Origin of the sequence: Dactylosporangium sp. CA-152071 (assembly GCF_050936335.1) — a bacterium.
GTDB classification, from domain to species: Bacteria; Actinomycetota; Actinomycetes; order Mycobacteriales; family Micromonosporaceae; genus Dactylosporangium; species Dactylosporangium maewongense.
Window position 1 is genome coordinate 2,581,818 of record NZ_JBNJMZ010000002.1, and the last position, 23,014, is coordinate 2,604,831.

Here is a 23,014-nt window from a genome sequence, read left to right on the forward strand (position 1 = left end):
CGGCGCCGTCGTGGCGCCGCCCCTCTTTGTCTGCGGTCAGAGCGCCTCGGCCACCAGCGGCCCCAGCTGCTCCAGCACCGCCGGGTCGAGCAGCTCCGAGTGCCCGCAGGCGAGCCCGACCGCCGTCAGCCGGCCGTCCACAAGGGACCGCCACCCGTCCGACGCCGTCCCCGTGAAGCCGGGCTCCGGCACGGTCGCGTCGACGAAGAGCACGTCCGCGGCGAGGACGCCGGGCCGCGCGCCGGCCATCATCCGGTCGCTGTCGAGGTAGTTCTCCACGACCCGGACGATCTGCTCGTCGGTGAGGGCGGCCACGCCACCGCCGGCGGCCCGCACGAACCACACCGCGTCCCGCACCGTCGGCACCGAGGTGGCCGGCACGTCGTAGCCCAGCTCCTGCAGCAGCGCGGCGATCGCGGCCGGCCCGTCCCACTCCCCCCCGACGACCGGCAGCGTGACGCGCGAGTCGAGCATGCCGACGAACGTCACCGACCGGCCGGCCGCGACGAGCAGCCGGGCGACGGCGTGCGCGACGGCGCCGCCGAACGACCAGCCGAGCAGCCGCACCGGGCCGTCCGGCGCGTGCTCGAGCACCCGGCCGGCGAGCTCCGCGGCGAGCTCGTCCAGTGTGGACGGCAGGCCGGTGGTCCGGCTCAGGCGCGGCGACTGCAGCCCGATGAGCGGCACGTCCGCCGGCAAGTGCCGCTTCAGCCCCGCGAACTGCCAGACGAGACCGCTCGCCGGCGGCAGGCAGAACAGCGGCGGCCGCCCGGCGCCGGGGTGCAGCGTGACGACCGGCGCGAGGGCGTCACCGGGTGGCAGGTCGCCGGCGAGCCGGCGGGCGAGGCCCTCCACGGTCGGCGCCGTGAACAGGTCGGCGACCGGCACGTCGGCACCGAGCTCGCGGCGGACGGCCGCGGCGAGCCTGACGAGCAGCAGCGAGTGCGCGCCGAGGGCGAAGAAGTCGTCGGTGACGCCGACCCGCGCCACCCCGAGCACCTCGCCGACGAGCGCGCACAGCCGCGCCTCGGTCCTGCTGCGCGGGCGGTCCACCGTGGTGGTGGCGGTGAAGTCGGGCGCGGGCAGCGCCACCCGGTCGACCTTGCCGTTGGGTGTCTGCGGTACCGCGTCCAGCACCACGAACGCGGCCGGCACCATGTACGCGGGCAGCCGCTCGGCCAGGTGCCGCCCCAGGTCGCCGGGGTCGGTGCCGTCGGTGGTCACGTATCCGACGAGCCGGTCGTCACGGGCGACGACGACCGCGCGGGTCACCGCCGGGTGCGCGGCGAGGGCGGCCTCGATCTCGCCGAGCTCGATGCGGTGCCCGCGGACCTTCACCTGGAAGTCGGTGCGGCCGAGGAACTCGAGGTCGCCGCCGGGCAGCCACCGGACGAGGTCGCCGGTGCGGTACAGGCGGGCCCCGCCGGCGGCGGCGACGAACCGGGAGGCGGTCAGCGCCGCGCGACCGAGGTAGCCGCGGGTCACCTGCGCGCCGCCGAGGTACAGCTCGCCGGCGACGCCCGGCGGCACCGGCCGAAGGGCGGCGTCCAGGACGTGCGCGGTCGTGCCGGGCAGCGGCCCGCCGATGGTGGGCCGGCCCTCCCCGACGGCGGACACGGTCGCCCACACGGTGACCTCGGTCGGCCCGTACAGGTTCGTCACCGAACGGGTCCGCCGGCGCAGCTGGTCCGCCAGGGACGGCGGCAGCGCCTCGCCGCCGACGAGGGCCCGCACGCCGGTGAGGTCCACATCGGACGCCTCCAGCAGCGCCGCCCACAGCGACGGCGTCGCCTGCATGACGGTCGCCGCCGCGGCGAGCGGCGCGAGCAGGGCCGGGTCGCGGACCTCCTCGCCCGACGCCAGCACGATGCAGCCGCCGGTGCGCAGCGGCTGCATCAGCTCCAGGACGGAGATGTCGAACGACAGCGTGGTGACGGCGAGCAGACGGTCCGCGGCCGTCATCGGCACCGCCGAGTCCATCGCGGCGAGGAACGCGTCGAGGTCGCGGTGGGTGACCACGACACCCTTCGGCCGGCCGGTCGACCCCGAGGTGTAGATGACGTACGCCGCGTTCCCGGGCTCCGCGTGCGGCAGGCCCGCGGGCTCCGCCGGGGGCAGCGTGGTGTCCGGGGTCAGCACCACGACGGGTCCGGCGTCCTGCACCATGTACGCGAGGCGCTCGGCCGGGAACGCCGGGTCCAGCGGCAGGTACGCCGCGCCGGCCTTGTGCACGGCGAGCAGCGCGACGACCAGGTCCGCGGTGCGCGGCAGCGAGATCCCGACCAGCCGCTCAGGCCCGGCACCCCGCGCGGCCAGCGCCGCGGCGAGCCGGTCGGAGGCCGCGTCGAGCTCGGCGTAGCTCCACGTACGGCCGCCGCTGACGAGGGCGTCGGTGTGGGGGGCGCGGGCGGCGTGGCCGCGGAACGCCGCGACCCACGAGCCCGTCGGCGGCAGCGGCCCGCCGTCCCGCCACGCGGCCAGGTCGGTCTCGTCGTCCGCCGCGAGGAGCGCCGCGTCGCGGACGGGCGCGTCGGGATGCGCGGCCAGGTCGGTGAGGAGCCCGACGAGGCGCGAGGTCAGCCGCGACGCGGTGGCGGCGGTGAAGCGGGCCGTGTCGTATTCGACGGTGACGGCGACGGTCTCCCCCGCGTCGACGAAGGTGACGTTGACGTCGACCTTCGGGTCGGCGGCGAACTCCGGCTCCGGGCCGAGCGGCAGCCCGAGGACGGTGCCGCCGGCGACGGAGTCGGCGGGCCGGTGGTGGTAGCCGATCATCACCTGGAACAGCGGGTTGCGGCCGGCCGCCCGCGGCGGGTTGACGGCCTCGACGACCTGCTGGAACGGCAGCTCCGCGTGCTCGAACGCGGCGAGGTCGGCGGCGCGGACCCGCCGCAGCAGCTGCGTGAACGTCGGCGCGCCGGTCAGGTCGGTGCGCAGCACGACGGTGTTGACGAAGAACCCGACGAGGTCGGCGAGCGCAGGGTCGCCACGGCCGGACGTGGGCGTGCCGATCGGCACGTCCTCCCCGGCGCCGAGCCGGGACAGTAGGACCGCGAGGCCGGCGTGCAGGGCCATGAACAGGCTGGCCTGCTGTTCCCCGGCGACGGCGCGCAGCCGGGCGACGAGGGCGGCGGGCAGCGTCGCGCCGACCTGCCCGGCGGGGCCGGGGACGGTCCGCGGCAGCGCGCCGGGCAGCGGGATCTCCTCCGGCAGGCCATGCAGCTGCCCCAGCCAGAACCGACGGGCCGTGGCGTGGCCGCTGGCCTGGTCCAGGGGGTCGCCGAGCAGGTCGGCCTGCCAGGCGGCGTAGTCGGCGTACTGCACCGGCAGCGGCGTCCACTGTGGAGCCCGGCCGGCCAGACGGGCCGTATAGGCGGTGGTCAGGTCCCGCAGCAGCGGCTGGTCCGACCACTCGTCCATCGCGATGTGGTGCAGGACCAGGGCGAGGAGCGTGTCGCCGCCGGGCTCGGCGACGACCGCGGCCCGGATCGGCGCCTCGGCCGCCAGGTCGAACGGGGCCGACAGGGCCGCGTCGAGCCGGTCGTGCACCGGGACATCGACGGCCTCGAGCACGTGCTGCCCGTCGAGGGTCACCAGGGTCCGCAGCACCTCGTGCCGGGCGGTGACGTCCGCGAGGGCGGCCCGCAGCACCGCGACGTCGACGCCGCCCCGCAGCCGCATGACCAGGGGGTAGTTGTACGCCGTCGAGGCGGGGTCGAGGTGGTGCAGCAGGAGGAGCCGCTCCTGGGCCGGCGACAGCGGGATCCGTTCGGGGCGCGGGCGCCGGGTCAGCGCCGGACGGGCGGTGGCGCCGGCCGACGTGAGCAGCAGCGCGAGCCGTTCGGGGGTGGGCGCGTCGAAGAGCGCCCGCAGCGGCAGGTCCGTGGCGAGCTCGGCACGCAGCCGGCCGAGGAGGCGCATCGCGATGAGCGAGTGGCCGCCGCGGTCGAAGAAGTCGTCCTCGACGCCGTAGCCGTCGATGCCGAGCACCTCGCCGAAGACGGTGCACAGCAGCCGTTCGGTGTCGGTGGCGGCGGCGCGCCCGGCGGTGGCGACGGGCCGCGGCTCGGGCAGCGCGGCCGCGTCGAGCTTGCCGTTGACGGTCAGCGGCAGCGCGGGCACGACGGCGTACGCGGCGGGGACCATGTAGGCGGGCATCGTCGCCTTCAACGCCGCGTGCAGCGCCGCCACGTCCAGACCCTCCGGAGTGGACACGACGTACGCGACGAGGCGCTTGCCCCCCGATCCGTCGGCGACCGCGAGGACGGCGGCCTGCCGCACGCCGGGCTGCGCGGCGATCGCCGCCTGCACCTCGCCCAGCTCGATCCGGTAGCCGCGGATCTTCACCTGGTCGTCGGTGCGGCCGAGGAAGTCCAGCAGCCCGTCGGCGCGGAGCCGGACGAGGTCGCCGGTGCGGTACATGCGCCCGCCGGCCACGAACGGGTCGGCGACGAACCGGTCGGCGGTGAGCGCGGGCCGGTTGAGGTAGCCGCGGGCGAGACCGGCGCCGGTGATGTACAGCTCGCCGGGGACGCCGGGCGGCACTGGCCGCAGCCAGCCGTCCAGCACGTAGCCGCGGGTGTTCCAGATGGGGGTGCCCACGGTGGACGTCGCGCTGTCGGTGGTGCCGCCGCCGAGGGTGTTGATGGTGTACTCGGTGGGCCCGTACAGGTTGTAGCCGAGCACCCCGGCGGTGTCGCGGAGCGTCGCCCACAGCCCTTCGGGGACGTGCTCGCCGCCGAGCAGGACCAGCGCCGGCTGGTGCGGCCCGTCGAGGAGGCCCGCGTCGAGCAGGTGCTGGGCGTAGGTCGGGGTGACGTTGACGACGTCGACGCGGTGCCGGGCGCAGTACCCGGCGAGGGCGACGGCGTCGCGGCGCAGGTGCTCGTCGCACACGTGCACGTGGTGGCCCTCGACGAGCCACAGCAGCTCCTCCCACGACATGTCGAAGGAGAACGACACGGTGTGGGCGATGGTGAGGGTGCGGCCGCCGTGCGCGGCGATCGTCGGGGCGAAGATGGCCTGCCGGTGGTTCTGCTGCATGTTCGTCAGCCCCAGGTACGGGGTGACGACGCCCTTCGGCCGCCCGGTCGAGCCGGACGTGTAGATGACGTACGCGGGATGGTGCAGGCGGCCGGGGGTGCCGGGCGCGAACGCGCCGAGCTCCGCGCCGGTGAGCGGGGCGCCGGACTCGCCGGACAGGTCCAGCTCGTCGAGGCGGACGCCGTCGAGGCGGCCGGCGGTCAGGACCAGCGACGGGCGGGCGTCGTCGAGCATCACCCGCAGCCGCTCGTCGGGGTGGTCGAGCTCCAGCGGCAGGTAGGCGGAGCCGGTGCGCAGCACGGCGAACAGCGCGACGACCATGTCGATCGACCGGGGCAGCGCGAGCGCGACGACCCGCTCCGGGCCGGCGCCGAGACGCAGCAGGTGCCGGGCGAGCCGGTTGACGCGGGCGTCGAGGTCGGCGTAGGTGACGGTGGTCGCGCCGGACGTGAGCGCGGGCGCGTCCGGGGTGCGCGCCGCCTGCGCCGCCATCAGCTCGGCGATCGTCTCCGGCAGGATCTCCCCCTGGACGCCTTCCAGCACGGCCGGGTCCGCGACGGGCAGCGCGGCGACCGGCCCGGTGACGTCGTCGGCGAGCGCCAGCAGGACCCGCTGGAGCCGGTCGAGCAGCGCGTCGGCGTCCGCGGGCGGGACGACGTCGGCGCGGAACTCGAGGCGGATCCGCAGCCGCTTCCCGGGCGTGGCGACCCAGGTGAGCGGGTAGTGGGTGGCGTCGACCGCGGTGACGCCGACGATCCCGTGCTCGGTCTCCAGGTCGGTGAACGTGTCGTCGTCGAGGAAGTTCTGCAGCACGTACAGGCTGTCGAAGAGCGTCGAGCGGCCGGCGGCCCGCTGGATCTCGCCGAGGCCGAGGTACTCGTGCGGCATCAGGTCGATCCGGTCGGCCTGCACGCGGCGCAGCACGTCGCGGGCCGCCTCGCCGGGGGTCAGGGTGACCCGGGCGGGGACGGTGTTGAGGAAGACGCCGACGACCTCGTCGATGCCGTCGAGCTCGGTCGGGCGGCCGGCGACCGTGGTGCCGAAGACGGCCTCGTTGCGGCCGGCGGCGTGGGCGAGGACGACGCCGAGCGCGGTGCTGAGCACGGCGTTGAGCGTGACGCCCTCCGCGCGGGCCTGCGCGGTGAGGCGGGCCGTCTGCTCCTCGGTGAGCTGCCGGGCGATGCTGGTCGCGAGGACCGGCCGGGTGCCGGCGGCGGCCGGGTAGAGCACGGTCGGCTCGTCGAGGCCCCGCAGCGCGTCCGCCCACGCCTTCGCGGAGGCGTCGGCGTCCTGGGCGGCGACCCAGTCGAGGTAGTCGGTGAACCGGCCGGCCGGTGGCGCCGGGGTCTGCCCGGCGTAGTGGGCGAACAGGTCCCGCAGCACGAGTTCGCGGGACCAGCCGTCCCACAGCAGCAGGTGGTAGGTGAACAGCAGCCGGTCGGTGCCGTCGGGCCGGCGCACGATCGTGAGCCTCGCCAGGGGCGGCGCGGTCAGGTCGAACGGCCGGGTCCGGTCCTCGGCCATGACGGCCTCGAGGTCGCCGGCGGCCTCCACGACCCCGACCTCGCCGCGCAGGGCGGCGCCGAGGACGCCGACGGGCCGGGTGCCCGAGACGGTGAAGCCGAGCCGGATCGCCGGGTGCCGCTCCAGGACGCGGGTCCAGGCGGCGGCGAGGCGGTCGCGGTCGAGGCGGCCGGTGAAGTCGAACGCGTTCTGCGCGATGTAGACGTCGGCGTCGCCGGCGAGGCCCGCCTGCACGTACAGGCCCTCCTGCAGCGGCGACAGCGGCCACACCTCCTCCGTGGGCGCGCCCAGCTCCCGCAGCACGCCGGCCCAGTGCGCGGCGAGGCCGGGGATGTCCAGGCCCTCGTCGGCGTAGGTGAGCACGGCCCGCAGCTCCGGGCCGTCCGGCGTGGTGCGGACGGCGACGTTGACCTCCAGCAGATACGGCGTGCCGAGGTCCGGGTCGGACGCGGTCCGCAGCGCGTCCGCCTCCGGGGCGGTGTCCCAGTCCGCGTCGGACGGCGCGGCGAACCGGCCGAGGTAGTTGAACAGCACCTGCGGCGTGCCGAGCCGCGCGAGCGCCGGGGCGGTGCGGGCGTTGGCGTAGCGCAGCAGCCCGAACCCGAGCCCGTTGTCCGGCGCGGCCGTCACCAGCCGGCGCGCCTCCGCCACTGCCTGGTGCGCGTCCGGCACGGCCGGCAGGCGCACGGGTGCGATCGCCGTGAACCAGCCGACGGTCCGCGACAGGTCGGTGCCGTCGAGCTCCTCCCGGCCGTGCCGCTCCAGGTCGACGGTGAGCGGCGCGGACGGGTCGCCGCCGCGCGCGGACCGCCAGCGGGCGACCGCCGCCCCCAGCGTCGCGACCAGCGCGGTGGTGACGTCGGCGCCGGCCACGCCGAGCAGCGGCCCGGTGACGTCCGGCGGGAGGACGAGGTCGTGGTCGCGGGTCTGGCCGGCCGTGAGCCCGATGGTGTGCTTCGCGGGGTCGAGCTCGCCGCCGGGGGCGAGGGTCGCGGCCCAGTGCTCGAACTCGCCGAGCCGCGCCGCCTGGCCGGCCTGCTCCTGCAGCAGCCGGGCGTACGCGCGCAGCGAGGTGCCCGTCACCGGGCCGGCGGCGAGGCCGTCGCGGAGGTCCTCGGTGAGGATCCGCCAGGACACGCCGTCGACGACGAGGTGGTGGGCGACGAGCAGCAGCCGGCCGCGCTCCCCCGGCCCGCGGTCGAACCAGACGGCCTGCAGGACCTCGCCGGCGTCGGGGTCGAGCCGGCCGGTGGCCGCGTCGGACTCGACCCCGACCAGCTCGCGGAGCGCGGCGTCGGCGAGCCCGGCCGCGCCGACCCGCCGGACGTCCACCGTGGACACCGCGGCGGACGGGCGGGCCTCCAGGGACCACAGCATCGGCGAGGGGCGGTGCAGCTGGAGGCGCAGCCCGTCGTGCCGGCGCACCAGGCCGTCGACGAGCGCGGTGACGTCCTCGTGGGTGAGCCCGGCGGGCGTGACGAGCAGGTCGGCCTGGTTGTGCCGGTGGATGCGGCCGCCCAGCTCGGCGAGGCGCTGCACGATCGGCAGCAGCGGCACCTCACCGACCCCGTCGCCCGCGGCGGCCGCCGTCACCGGCGCCGCCTGCTCAGTGGTGGCGGCCGGCGTCAGCTGCGCGGCGAGGGCGGCGGCGGTGCGGTGGACGAACACGTCGCGCGGGCTGATGGACAGGCCGGCGCGGCGGGCCCGGTTCGCCAGCTGGATGGCGATGATGCTGTCGCCGCCGACGGTGAAGAAGTCCTCGTCGGCGCCGACCTCGGTCAGCCCGACGACCTCCGCGACGAGCGCGCGCAGCTGCCGCTGGGTGTCGGACTCGCCGGCGGCGACCTCGACGGGTGCGGCCCGCTCGCCGGTCGGCGCGGGCAGCGCGGCCCTGTCGAGCTTGCCGTTGACGGTGAGCGGCAATGCGGGCAGCCGCACGTACGCCGCCGGCACCATGTAGGACGGCAGCCGCTGCGCCAGCGAGGCCCGCACGAGCTCGGTGTCCACGATGGAGGAGCCGACGAGGTAGGCGACGAGCCGTCCGTCGTGCAGGTTGACGGCGGTGTTCGTGACGCCGTCGACGTCGAGGATCGCCGCCTCGATCTCGCCGAGCTCGACGCGGTGGCCGCGGACCTTCACCTGCTGGTCGGAGCGCCCGGCGTAGACCAGGTCGCCGGAGGCGGTCCGGATCGCGAGGTCGCCGCTGCGGTACAGCCGTCCGGGGCCGAACGGGTTGGCGACGAACCGGGACGCGGTCAGGCCGGGCCGGTCGAGGTAGCCGCGGGCGAGCTGGTCGCCGGCGATGTACAGCTCGCCGGTCACGCCGGGCGGGACGGGCCGCAGCCGGGCGTCCAGGACGTGGGCGCGCAGACTGGGCAGCGGATCCCCGATGACGCTGCCGGCGGCCGCGTCGGCCCGGCTCAGCGCGCGGAACGTCACGTGCACCGTGGTCTCGGTGATGCCGTACATGTTGATCAGCCGCGGGGCGTCGTCGGCGTGCCGCTCGTACCACGGCCGCAACCGCGACGGGTCGAGCGCCTCGCCGCCGAAGACGACGTAGCGCAGCGCCAGGCCGGTCGTGTCCTCCGAGATGAGCGGGTAGAACGCCGACGGCGTCTGGTTGAGCACGGTGACGCGCTCGTCGCGCAGCAACACGGCGAAGCGGCGCGGGTCGCGGGCGACGTCGCCGTCGACGACGACGAGCCGGCCGCCGTAGAGCAGGGCGCCCCACAGCTCCCAGACGGAGAAGTCGAACGCGTAGGAGTGGAACATCGTCCACACGTCGCCCGCGCCGAACGTGAACAGCTCCTCGGCGGCGGCGAACAGGGTGAGCACGTTGCGGTGGGTGACCGCGACGCCCTTCGGCCGCCCGGTCGAGCCGGACGTGTAGATGATGTACGCCGTGTTGTCCGGCGCGAGGCCCGTGCCGGTGACAGGGCCGGTGTCGTGGGCCGGCAGCGGCCCGTCGACGAGGACCGCCGGGACGTCGCCGCGCAGCTCGGCGGCGGTGGCCGCGTCGGTGAGCAGGCACACCGGTGCGGCGTCGGCGAGGATGTACGCGATGCGGCTCGCCGGCGCGCCCGTGTCGACGGGGACGTAGCAGCCGCCGGCGCGGACGACGGCCACCAGCGCGACGACCAGGTCGAGGCCGCGGGGCAGCACGACCGCCACCCGCGACTCGGGCCGCACCCCGCGGGCGATCAGCTCGCGGGCGAGGCGGTTGGCGCGGGCGTCGAGCTCGGCGTAGGTGAGGTGGTCGCCGCCGTGGCCGACCGCCACCGCCGCCGGGTCCACGCCTGCCCACGGCCCGGCGAGCGTGCCGTCCACGGTGGAGCGCGGGACGGCCGACGTGCCGTCCACGCCTGCCCGCGCGGGTGGTGCGGCGATCGGCTGGTCGAGGCCGGTGACGACGCCGCGCAGGATCTCCTCGACCATCGCCAGCAGCTCCGCGGCCCGGGCGGCGCCGACGAGCGCGACGTCGTACTTGACCTCCAGGGTCAGCTCGTCGCCGGGGAACGCGACCAGGGCGAGGGGGTAGTGCGGCGAGTCGGTGCCGGTGAACCCGTCGACCCGCAGCGGCGAGTCCACGCCCGCCCGGACCGCCGGGAAGTTCTCCACGACGACCATCGAGTCGAACAGCTCCCGGACGCCGGCGAGCCGGGCCAGCTCGGCGAGGCCGACGTGCTGCGCGTCGAGCACCTCGGTCTGCAGGTCCTGCAGCTGGGTCAGGACCGCGCCCAGGGTCTCGCCGGGCCGCCACGACAGCGGCAGCGGCAGCGTGTTGATGAGCAGCCCGACGACCGTCTCCACGCCGGGCAGCTCGCCGCCGCGGCCGGAGACGGTCGAGCCGAACACGACCCGGTCCCGGCCGAGGAGCCGGCCGAGGAGCAGCCCCCACGCGGCGTGCACGGCGGTGCTGAGCGTGACGCCGTGCGCGCGGACCGCGGCGTTCAGGGCCGCGGTGTCTTCGGTGGACAGTGCGCTGTGGACGCTGTCGTGCGCGGCGACGGGGCTGCCTGACGGGTACAGCAGCGCCGGCGCGACCCCGTCGAGGGCGCGGGCCCAGACGGCGCGGGCCGCGTCCCGGTCCCGGGCGGCGACGGCCTCCACGTGGTCGCGGAACGTGGTCGCGGGCGCCGGGAGGTCCGCGCCGGTCTCGTAGGCGGCGACGATGTCGCTGAACACCAGCGGGTAGGACCAGCCGTCGGCGAGGACGTGGTGCATCGTCTCGACGAGCCGGTGGTCGGTGTCGCCGAGCGAGACCAGGGTGTAGCGCAGCGCGGGCGGCCGGGCCAGGTCGAACGGCCGGGCCAGCTCCTCCGCGCAGACCAGCGCGAGGTCGCCGCCGGCGACGACCCGCCACGGCACCTCGACCGACGGCGCGACCGCCTGGACGATCCGGCCGTCGCGCAGCTCGCGGAAGCCCGCGCGCAGGGCGGCGTGCCGGCGGACGGTCGCCTCGACCGCGGCCCGCAGCCGCGCCGGGTCGACCGGGCCCGTCAGTCGGGCGACCTGCTGCACCACGTAGGTGTCGGCGCCGGGCTCGGCCATGGCCTGGTGCACGTACATGCCCTCCTGCAGCGGCAGCAGCGGCAGAACGTCCTCGAAGCCGGCGAGGTCGTCGACGTCCTCCTGCGTGAGCCGCAGCAGGGGGAAGTCCGACGGGGTGTGGCCGAAGGCCTCGCAGCGGCCGAGGGCGGCGAGCGCGGCGAGCCAGCGGTCCGCGAGCCCGGCCACGTCGGCCTCGGTGAAGAGCCCCGACGGGTAGGACAGCGCCGCGGTGAACGTGGTGCCGCCGGGGCCGTCGGCGGCGAACGCGTTGACCTCCAGGGTCATCGCCGGGTTCGCCGGGTCGACGCCTTCGCGCAGCGGCCCGGTCGGCGCCCAGTCGCCGGCGGACCCGGCCGGGAACCGGCCGAGGTAGTTGAACAGGATCTGCGGCACGGGGCCGGTCAGCTCCTGCCGCAGGTGGCGCAGGACGCCGTGGCCGAGCCCCTTGCCGGGCACGGCCCGCAGCTGCTCCTTGACCGCGCCGGCGGCGCCGGCGAGGGCGGGCCCGGCGGCGAGGACCTCGTCCCACGTGACGGCGCCGGGGTCGAGCCGCACCGGGTGGATGGCGGTGAACCAGCCGACGGTGCGGGACAGGTCGACGTCGGCGTCGTAGACGTCGCCCTCCCGGCCGTGGCCTTCGAGGCTGACCAGGACCGCCGAGCCGGCACGCGTCGGCCGCCAGGCGCCGACGGCGAGGGCGAACGCGGTGAGCAGGGCGTCGTTGACCGTGCCGTGCATGGCGGCCGGCACCCGGGACAGGAAGCTGTCGGCGGCCGGCAGGGTCACGGTGACCGTCCGCACCGTCGCGCCGGTGTCGGCGGCGGGGTCGAGCGGGCGGGAGCCCAGCAGCGGGTCGGGGGTCGCGAGGACGTCCCGCCAGTGGCCGAGCTCGGCCTGGAACCGGTCGCCGCGCGCAGCGGTGAGCCGGGACCAGCCGCGGAACGACGCCGGCACCGGGTCGAGGGCCACGGGCCGGCCGGCGGCCACGTCCTGCCAGGCGCGGGCCAGGTCGGCGCCGATGATCCGCCACGACACGCCGTCGATGACGAGGTGGTGCGCGACCAGCAGCAGCTCCCGGGCCGCCGGTGACCAGACGGCCTGCAGCATGACGCCGCGGTGCGGGTCGAGGCGTGCGGCGGCGGCCTCGGCGTCGAGGTCGGCGCTCTCGGTCACCGGCACGGGCGGGCCGGCCGGCGGGACGGTGATCGTCCAGTCCCGGTCGACCACGGCGCGCAGCAGGTGGTGGGTGTCGGCGAGCGCGCGCAGGACGGCGTCGAGCGCCGGCCGGGTCAGCGCGGCCGGGGTCCGGAACGTCATCGCCTGATAGAACCCGGTCAGCGGGGTCGCCGCCGCGCGGGTCTCGGCGAGCATCGGCGTCAGCGCGACGACACCGACCGCGTCGTCGGCGGCGGCAGCGGCGACCTCCGTGGTGGCGGGCAGGCCGGCGACGACCGCCTGGACGGTGCGGCGGCGGAAGATGTCGCGCGGGGTGACGGGCAGGCCCTCGCGGCGGGCCCGGCCGGCGACCGCGATCGAGGAGATGCTGTCCCCGCCGGCGACGAAGAAGTCCTCGTCGACGCCGACGGCGGGCAGGCCGAGCACGTCGGCGTAGATCGCGCACAGCACGCGTTCGCGGTCGTTGCGCGGGCCCCGCACGGCACCGGTGGCGGCGCCGGGCGCGGTCGGCTCGGGCAGGGCGGCGACGTCGAGCTTGCCGTTGACGGTCAGCGGCAGGGACGGCACGACGCCGTACAGGGTCGGCACCATGTAGGACGGCAGGCGCTCCGCCAGGGCCGCCCGCACGGCGCTCGCGAGGTCGGTGTCGTCGCCCGCCGGCACCAGGTAGGCGGCGAGCTTCTTGAGGCCCGGCACCGACGCGTCGGCGCGGGCCACGACGGCCGCCTGGCGGACCCGCGGCAGCGCCGCGACGGCGGCCTCGACCTCGCCGAGCTCCACCCGGTAGCCGCGGATCTTCACCTGGTCGTCGCTGCGGCCGAGGAAGTCGAGGTTCCCGTCGGGGCGCTCGCGGACGAGGTCGCCGGTGCGGTACATGCGGCCACCGGCGGCGAACGGGTCGGCGACGAACCGGGCGGCGCTCAGCCCGCCGGCGTTGAGGTAGCCGCGGGCGAGGCCGGCGCCGGCGATGTACAGCTCGCCGATGGTGCCCGGCACGACGGGCCGCAGGAACGCGTCGAGGACGTAGCCGCGGGTGTTCCAGATGGGGCGGCCGACCGTGGGCGTCGCGCTGTCCCCGGTGCCCGCGCCGAGGGTGTTGATGGTGTACTCGGTGGGCCCGTACAGGTTGTAGCCGGTCGTGCCGTCCGTGGTGCGCAGGCGCGACCAGACGGCGTCGGAGACGGCCTCGCCGCCGAGCAGGACCAGGCACGGCGGGTGCCCGGCCGGGTCGAGCAGCCCCTCGTCGAAGAGGTGGTGGGCGTAGGTGGGGGTCACGTTGATGACGTCGACCCGCTGCGCCTGGCAGTAGGCGACGAGCGCGACCGCGTCGCGGCGCAGCTCCTCGTCGCAGACATGCACCTCGTGGCCCTCGACGAGCCACAGCAGCTCCTCCCACGACATGTCGAAGGAGAACGACACGGTGTGGGCGATCCGCAGCCGGTCGCGGCCGGCGGCCCGGGCCCGGGCGACCGCCGGGGCGAAGATCTCGGCGCGGTGGTTGAGCTGCATGTTGGTGAGGCCGCGGTACGGGGTGACGACCCCCTTCGGCTTGCCCGTCGAGCCGGACGTGTAGATGACGTAGGCGGGCCGGTCGAGGCGGTGCGGGTCGCCGGTCGCCGGCGGCGGGTCCGCCGGGAACGCGGCCGCGTCGGCAGGGCTGACGACGGCGCCGTCGTGCCGGGCCGCGACGGGCGTGCCGGGCAGCGCGACGAGCAGCGCCGGGCGGGCGTCGAGCAGGATCTCGGCGAGCCGGTCGACGGGGTGGTCGAGCTCCAGCGGCAGGTATGCCGCACCCGCCCGCAGCACGGCGAACAGCGCGACGACCATGTCGATGCCGCGGGGCAGGGCGAGCGCGACGATCCGCTCCGGCCCGGCACCCCGGTCGAGCAGCAGCCGCGCGGTCTGGTTCACGCGGGCGTCGAGCTGCGCGTAGGTGAGGGTCTCGCCGGCGGCGACGAGCGCGGTGTCGGCGGGGCAGGCCGCGGCCCGCTCGGCGAGCATGTCGGCGATGGTGGCGTCGACGATCGGGTGCTCGGTCGACCGCCACGCCGCCCGCAGCCCGTCCGCCTCGCCGGGCGACATCAGGTCGAGGGAGCCGACGCGGACGTCGAGCCCGCCGGCCAGGGTCGTGAGGAGCCGGACGAGCCGGTCGGCGAGGGCGGCGGCCCGGGCCCCGGTGAACACGTCGGGGCGGTACTCGAGCTTCAGCCGCAGGTTCGCGCCCGGGGTCAGCACCCAGGTGAGCGGGTAGTGGGTGGTGTCGGTGTACCCGACGCCGGCGATGCCCTGCTCGCGTTCCAGGTCGGCGAACGTGTCGTCGGCGAGGAAGTTCTGCAGCACGTACAGGGAGTCGAAGAGCTGCTCGTGGCCGGCGGCCCGCTGGATCTCGCCGAGGCCCAGGTATTCGTGCGGGCCGAGGTCGAGCCGGTCGGCCTGGGCGCGGCGGGCGAGGTCGAGCACGGTCGCGCCGGCGGCCGCGGTGACCCGCGCCGGCACGGTGTTGAGGAACAGGCCGACGACCTGGTCGATGCCGGGCAGCTCGGTCGGGCGGCCGGCGACGGTGGTGCCGAGCACGACGTCGGCGCGGCCGGTCTCGTAGCCGATGACGAGGCCGAGCGCGGCGGTGAGCAGCGAGTTGAGGGTGACGCCGCCGCGCCGGGCCTGCTCGGTGAGGCGGGCGGTGACGTCGGCGGGCAGCACGGCGTGGACCCGCTCCGACAGCATCGGCGCGCGCCCGGCGGCCTCCGGCGCGACCAGGGTCGCCTCGGTGACCCCGGCGAGGGCGTTGCGCCACGCGGCGCCGGACCCGGCCGTGTCGCGGGTGGTGAGCCAGCGCAGGTAGTCGGTGAACGACGCCGTGGGCGCCGCGGGGGTGCGGCCCGCGTAGAGGGCGAACAGGTCCCGCAGGACCAGCTCCCGGGACCAGCCGTCCCACAGCAGGAAGTGGCTGGTCAGCAGCAGCGCGTCGCGGCCGCCGGGGCGGCGGGCGACGGTGAGGCGCACCAGCGGCGGGGCCACGAGGTCGAACGGCTCGATCTGGTCCCGGTCGGCCAGCGCGGCGAACGCGGCGGCGTCCGGGGTGTCCACAACGGACACCACGGCCGGCACCGTCTCCGCGGGCGCGATGACCTGGACGGGGGCGGGGACGCCCTCGCCGACGAACGCGGCCCGCAGCGTGGGGTGCCGGCGCAGCAGCGCGCCGAACGCGGCCGTCATCGCGTCGACGTCGACGCGCCGGTCGAGCTCGAACACGTTCTGCGCGATGTAGGTGTTGGCGGTCTGGTCGAACGTCGCCTGGTAGTACACGCCGAGCTGCAGCGGCGACAGGTCCCACACCTCGGTGGCGGGCTGCGCCTGCTGCGACATCGCCTCCAGTGCGCGCCACCACCGCTCGGCCAGGCCCGCACCGTCCACCTCGGACACGTGCTGGAGCGTCGCCTCGACCCGGCCGTCGCCGGTGAGCGTGAGGTCGCACTGGATGGCGTACCGGGTGCCGAGCAGCGGGTCGGCGGACGCGGCGACCGGCAGCCTGGGCCAGCCGCCCGGGGCGCCGAACCCGGAGCTGCGGCTGAGGATCCGCGGCTCGGCGGCGCGTTCCAGGCCTTCGAGGGCGCGGCCGACCCGCGGGTTGCCGTGGCGCAGCAGGCCGAAGCCGACGCCGCCGTCGGGTGCGGCGCCGAGCGCGACGGCGGCGTGCACCAGCGCGGCCTCGGCGTCGGCGGCCGACGCGACGCGGACGGGCACGACCGCGGCGCACAGGCCGGCGGTGCGGGTGAGGTCCTCGCCGGCGCCGACCCGCACCAGGTGGCGGGCGGCGCGCTCGACCTCGACGACGAGGTCGGCGGGGTCCTGGACGGCGACGCGGAGGGCGGCGACCGCGGCGAGCTCCGGCGCGGCGGCCAGCTTCGCGGCGAGGGTCCCTTCGAAGACCCGGGTGTGCCGGCTCGTGGTTCCCGGCGCGGCGCCGTGGAAACCGGGCGCGACATCAGCGGCGGGGCGGAGCACGTCCTGCCAGTGCGCGAACTCGGCGACCCGGGCCGGGCGGCCTGCGTCCTCCTGCGCGGCGCGGGCGTGGGCGCGCAGCGGCGTGCCGACCGGCGCCGGCTGCGGGGTGCGCCCGTCGGCGATGGCGGCGCACGCGGCGGCGAGGTCGTCCGCGACCAGGGTCAGGGTCACGTCGTCGGCGGCGAGGGGGTGCCCTGCGAGCAGCACCCGCCCGGCAGTGCCGGCAGTGCCGGCACCGGCGTCGAGCCACACGACCGTGAGCGGGGCCGCCGGGTCGAGGGCGGCGAGCGCCCGGTCCACGGCGCCCGCCTCGAGGGGCGCGCGGCGCAGCACGGTGCGGGCCTCGACGGTCCCGGGGGCGGTCAGCTCCAGGGTGAGGAACAGGCCGGACTCCCGGGTGATCCGCAGGCGCAGCCCGTCGTGGTGGTCGAGGACGGCCTGCAGGGCGCGCTCGAGCACGGGTCCGGTGAGCCCCGGCGGCGCCTCGAACAGCGCGACCCGGGCGGGCGCGCCGTCGGGGACGTCGGTGAGCCGCTCCGCGGCGGGCAGCAACGGCAGCGGGCCGACCGCCTCCGGGTCCGCCTGCGCCGCCGCCGCGGTGCCGGGGGTCGCGGCGGACAGGTGCGCGTCGAGGGCGCCCGGGGTCCTGTGGTCGAAGATGTCGCGGGTGGTGAGCACGATCCCGTCCTGCGCGAGGCGGTTGATGACGCGGATGGCGGCGATGCTGTCGCCGCCGAGGGCGAAGAAGTCGTCGCCGGGCCCGGCCTCGGTGCCGAGCACGGCGGTGTAGCAGGCGCTGATCCGCACCGCCCGCGGCGAGCCGCCGCCCTGGGCGCTCCGCCGGCGCGGCACCACCGGCGACGGCAGCGCGGCGCGGTCGCGCTTGCCGTTGGGCAGCAGCGGGATCGCGTCCAGGACGGTGACGGTCGCGGGGACCAGGTGCGCGGGCAGCTCGGCGCGCAGCGCGTCGCGGACGGCGGCCGGGTCGACGCCGGTGCCGGCGACGTACGCGGCGAGGGTGCTGCCGCGGACCACGGCCGCCGCGCCGGTGACGCCGGGGTGGCGGGTGAGGGCCGCCTCGACCTCGGCGAGCTCCACCCGGAACCCGTTGATCTTCACCTGGTCGTCGGCGCGGCCGAGGAACTCGATCCGCCCGGCGGTGTCGCGGCGGCCGAGGTCGCCGGTGCGGTACAGCCGGTCCCCCGGCGCGCCGAACGGGTCGGCGACGAACCGGCCGGCGGTGATGCCGGGCCGGCCGAGGTAGCCGCGGGCGTTCTGCACGCCACCGACGTAGATCTCGCCGGCGGCGCCGTCGGGCACCAGGGTCAGCGCCGCGTCGAGCAGGTGCACCCGCACGCCGGGGACGTCGGTGCCGAGCGGGACGGGCCGGTCCGCGGCGGTGACGACGGCGGTGAGGACGTCGCCGGCGACCTCGGACGAGCCGTACGAGTTGACGATCTCGGCGCCGGGCGACGCGGCCGTGAGGGCCCGGACGACGGACGGGGTGAGCGCCTCGCCGCTGGTGATCCAGCGGCGCAGCCCGCGGACGCGGGACGGGGCGCTGTCGGCGAGGGCCGCGGCGAGGCTCGGCACGGCCAGCAGCTGCGTCGCGCCGCTGCGCTCGACGAGCCGGCCGAGGGCGGCGCCGTCGGCGGCGGTGGCGTCGTCGGCGAGGACGACGGTCGCGCCGGCGACGAGCCCGCCGAGCAGCTCGGTGGTGCCGTCGACGAAGCTCAGCGAGCTCTTCGCGATCCGCACCCGCCCGGACCGCTCGCCCCAGGCGTCCCGGGCCCAGGCGAGCCGGTTGGCCAGCGCCGCGTGGGTGCCGACGACCGCCTTCGGCACGCCGGTCGAGCCCGACGTGAACAGCACGGTGGCGGCGTCGGCGCCGGTGAGCCCGCGCACCTGCAGGTGCCCGGTGGCCCCGTCGACCGCCGCGCCGATCCGCAGCACCGGCAGCCCGTGCCCGCCGGATGCCGCGTCGTCGGTGAGGACGCAGACCGGTGCCGCCTCGCGGAGCATCAGCTCGATGCGGGCCGCCGGGTACGCCGGATCCACGGGCAGCACGGCCGCGCCGGCCCGCAGGACGCCCAGCACCGCGACGGGCAGGTCCACGGAGCGGGCCGCGGCGACCGCGACCAGGTCGCCGCGGCGCACCCCGGCGGCGGCGAGGGCGTGCGCGAGCCGGCCGGAGCGCCGGTCGAGCTCCGCGTAGGTCAGCTCCCGGTCCCCGCAGACGACGGCCGTGCCGCCGGGGTAGGTCAGGAGGTCCAGCACGGTCCCGTCGTGCACCGCGGGCACCGTGGGCAGCGCGGGAGCGGCGGCGCGGCTCGCGAGCGGCGCGGCGCAGGTGCCGTCCAGGGCGGCCAGCAGCGTCTCGTACATGCCGAGCAGCCGCCGTGCCGTGGCGGTGTCGACGTGCCGCCGGTCGTGGGTGACGGTGACGGTGAACGGGTCGCCGGGGCGCACCATGAGGGTGACCGGGTAGTGCGGCGCCTCGACGACGTCGATGCCGGTGACCCGCAGGTCCCCGCCCGCCACCTCGATGTCCGGGTAGTTCTCGACGACGACGAGGGTGTCGAAGAGCTCCCCGGTGCCGAGCCGGCGCTGCAGCTCGGTCAGCGGCGCGTGCTCGTGTTCCATGGTCTCGCGCTGGTCGGCGGCGAACCGGCCGACGGCGGCGGCGAGCGGCTCGCCGGGCGCCCACCGCACCCGCGCCGGGACGGTGTTGATGAGCAGGCCGGCGATGCGTTCGATGCCGGGCACGGCCAGGCTCCGGCCGGCGACCGTCGAGCCGAACGTGACGTCGGCCCGCCCGGTGAGCCGGCCGAGCAGCACGCCCCAGACGCCGCCGACCACGTTGCCGACGGTGAGACCGTGCGCGGTCGCGAACCCGCGCACCGACGCGGCGAGCGCGGCCGGCAGCTCGCGGGTGACGCGGCCGTGCCCGTCGTGACCGTCACCGGAAGGCGTCGGCGGCAGCGCACCGAGGAGCCGGGTCGGCTCGGCGACGCCGTCCAGCAGGCGGTCCCAGACGGTCAGGTCGGGCGCCTGGGTTCCGAGCGCGGCGAGGAAGTCCCGGAACGGCACCGGCGGTGGGAGCGGCGCGCCGGCGTACAGGGCGAGCAGGTCGTTGAACATCACCGGCACCGACCAGCCGTCGGCGACGATGTGGTGGATCGTGTGGATGAGCACGTGCCGGTCGGCGGCGAGGCGGGCCAGGGTGAACCGCATCGCGGGCGGCTCAGCGAGGTCGAACGGCCGGGACCGGTCCACGGCCGCGATCCCGTCGAGTTCACGGCCGTCCCGCGGGTCGGTGACCTCGACGGTCCGCCACGGCGCGGCGGTGCCGCCGGCGTGCACGGCGACGACGTCACCGGCGGCGGTGGGGCGGAACGCGGCGGCGAGGTTCGGGTGCCGGTCCAGGAGCCGGTCCGCGGCGGCACGCAGCCAGTCGGCGTCGAGAGGGCCGGTGAGCTCGACCCGCTGCTGCACCACGTAGGGGTCGGCGCCGGTGGTGTACGTGGCGTGGAAGTACAGCCCGGCCTGCAGCGGCGACAGCGGCAGCACGTCCCGCAGCGCGCCGATGTCGAAGCGGTCCACATCGGACTGGTCCAGCGTGAGCAGGGGGAAGTCCGACGGCGTGTGCCCGGCGACGCGGGGGTCGGCGGCGATCGCGTCGAGCAGCCCGGCCCAGTGGCCGGCGAGCGCCTCCACGTCGGCCCGGTCGAGGACCCCGGCGGGCCAGCTGAACGTCGCGGACAGCACCGGCCCGTCGGCCGTGTCGAGGGTGACCGCGTTGAGCTCCAGGACGCGGGGCAGCGGCATCCGCGGGTCGCGGTCCTCGTCCACGGTGGACACCTGCGTCCAGGGGCGGCCGTCGCCGGCGCCGAACCGGCCGAGGTAGTGCACGAGCACCTGCGGCGCCGCGGCGAGATCCGCCCGGCCGGCGAGGTGGTGCAGCACGCCGTGGCTGAGGCCCTGCGACGGCACCGCCCGCAGCTGGTCCTTGACGGCCTTCACCGCCGCGCCGAGGTCGGTGCCGTCGCCGGGGTCGACCACGGCCGGGTAGAGGGTGGTGAACCAGCCGAAGGTCCGGGACAGGTCGAGGTCACCGGCTGGGCCCTCAAGCAGGTCCTCCTGCCGGCCGTGCCCCTCCAGCTCCAGCAGCACCGGCCCGGCCGCGCCGCGGCGGCGGTGCACGGCGAGGGCGGCGGCGGTGACGAGCGCGTCGTCGACGCCGCCGTGGATCGCGGCGGGCACGGCGCCGAGCAGCCGCGCGGTGGTGGCGGTGGACAGGCCGACGGTCAGCCGTTCCTCGGTGCCGACGAGGTCGCGGGCCGGGTCGAGCGGGCGGCGGCCCAGCGGCGGGTCGGCGACGGCGGCGGCGCGCTGCCAGTACGCGACGTCGGCGGCGAACCTCCCGTCGCGGGCGGCGCCGTGCAGGGCGGTGGCCCACTGCCGCAGCGACGTGGCGGCGGGCTCCAGCGCGAAGGTGCCGCCGTCCCACATGGCGCCGAGGTCCTCGGCGAGGACCCGCAGGGAGACGCCGTCGACGACGATGTGGTGCACGGCCACGAGCAGGTGCCCGGCCTGCTCGTCCCAGGTGAAGGCGGCCATGACGCCGCGGCGCGGGTCGAGCCGGGCGACGGTCTCCTCCAGGGTGCCGGCCGGCGCCACCGCGGGCACGGCGGCGGGGTCGAACGGCGCGACGGTGAGGCCGACGGCGGCGTCGACGCGGGCCCGCAGCGCGTCGTGGGCGGCGAGCAGCGCCGCCACCATCTGCTGGATGTTCTCGACGGTGAGGCCGGGCGGGGTGTGGAGCCTGACCGCCTGGTAGAAGCCGTCGAGAGCGGGTCCGTGCTCGCGCAGCCACGCGACGATCGGGGTGTCGGGGACGGCGCCGGCACGCTCCACCGTGGACGGCGCCGCGGCGGCGGCGACCGACGTGACGGCGGCGACGCCCGCCGGGGTGCGGTGGGTGAGCAGGTCGCGGGGACGCAGCGCGATCCCGGCGCGGCGGGCCTCGCGGACCACGCCGATGGCGACGATGCTGTCCCCGCCGAGGGCGAAGAAGTCGTCGTCGGCGGCGACGGGCACGCCGAGCACGGCGGCGAAGACGTCGCACAGCGCCCGCTCCATGGCGGTCTCCGGCGCCCGCCCGCCGCCGCTGCCCGGCAGGGCCGGCGCGGGCAGCGCGGCCCGGTCGACCTTGCCGTTGGCGTTGACCGGCAGCGCGTCCAGCGGCACGATCACGCTCGGCACCGCGTGCTCGGGCAGCCGCTCGGAGCACCAGGCGAGCAGGTCCGCGGCCGGCGAGGAGGCCGGGGCGATGACGTAGCCGACGAGGTGGGCGGCGCCGGCCGCGTTGCGCCGCACGGCGACGGCCGCGTGCCGGACCGACGGGTGCGCGGCGAGGACCGCCTCGACCTCCTCCAGTTCCAGGCGCATGCCGCGGATCTTCACCTGGTTGTCGGCGCGGCCGACGAACTCCAGGCTGCCGTCCGGGGTCCACCGGGCCAGGTCGCCGGTCCGGTAGAGGCGGCGGCCGGGGGTGAACGGGTTGGCGACGAACCGGGCCGCGGTGAGCCCGGGCGCGTTGACGTAGCCGCGGCCGAGCAGGAACCCGGCCGCGTACAGCTCGCCGGTCTCGCCGGGCGGCAGCGGCGTGAGCGTGTCGTCCAGGACGTAGAGCTGGGTGTGCGGGTTGGGCTGGCCGATGGAGGTGGCGATGCGTTCGGCGGCGTCGCGGTAGATGACGTGGGAGACGCCGATCGTCGCCTCGGCGGGGCCGTAGCCGTGGTACAGCGTGGTGCCGAGCTGGTTGCGGAACCGGTCGAACAGCTCCGGGGTGAGCACCTCCCCGCCGCACCAGACGTGCTTGAGGCCCGACAGGCGGCCGTGTCCCCGATCCATCTCCAGCAGCACGTCCAGCATGGACGAGACGAGGTACACGAACGTGACCTTCTCCGCCGCGATGAGGTCGAGCAGGTACTGCGGGTCGCGTTCGCCGCCGGGCTCGGCGACGACGACGGTGCCGCCGGACACCAGCGGCAGCAGGATCTCGTTGACGGAGATGTCGAAGGCGAGCGGCGCCTTGAACAGGCTCGCGTCGCCGGGCCCGAACAGCAGGATCTCCTCGATCTGCCAGCGCAGCCGCTCGCAGATCGCCTCGTGCCGGATCATCGCGCCCTTCGGGCGGCCCGTCGAGCCCGAGGTGAAGATGACGTACGCGAGGCGGACCGGCGCCAGGTCCAGGTCGAGCGGCTCCGGGGACTCGTCCGCGAACCCGGCCTCGAACGCGGCCGTGTCCAGGACGATGCGGGCGCCCGCGTCGGCGAGCACCTGCCGGCGCCGCTCCGCCGGCCAGGACGGGTCGACGGGCACGAACGCCCCGCCGGCGACCATGGCGGCGAGGACCCCGACGACCATCTCCGCGGAGCGTGGCACGGCGATGCCGACGACCTCCTCGTCGGCGAGCCCCCGCCGGCGCAGCGACCGGGCCAGCTGGAAGACCCGGGCGCCGAGCTCGGCGTAGCTGAGCCGGGTGCCGCCCGCGACGAGGGCGAGCGCCTCCGGGGTCCGCCGGACCTGGGCGGTGAACGCCGCTGCGACGGTGCTGCGGTGGCCGGGCTCCGTCGGGTCGTTCCAGTCGTCCAGCTGCCGCAGCACGTCCACTGTGGACACGGTTGTTCCTGCCTTTATGTGATTTCGT

General features: G+C 76.7%; 1 protein-coding gene. It reads right to left on the minus strand.

What is annotated here, in order from left to right; genetic code table 11:
* Positions 1–36: 36 nt before the first annotated feature.
* Entirely contained in the window at positions 37–22,986 is a 22,950-nt protein-coding gene (locus ACQEVZ_RS51680) for a non-ribosomal peptide synthase/polyketide synthase (protein ID WP_433382868.1), read from the minus strand.
* Between the last annotated feature and the right edge of the window lie 28 nt (positions 22,987–23,014).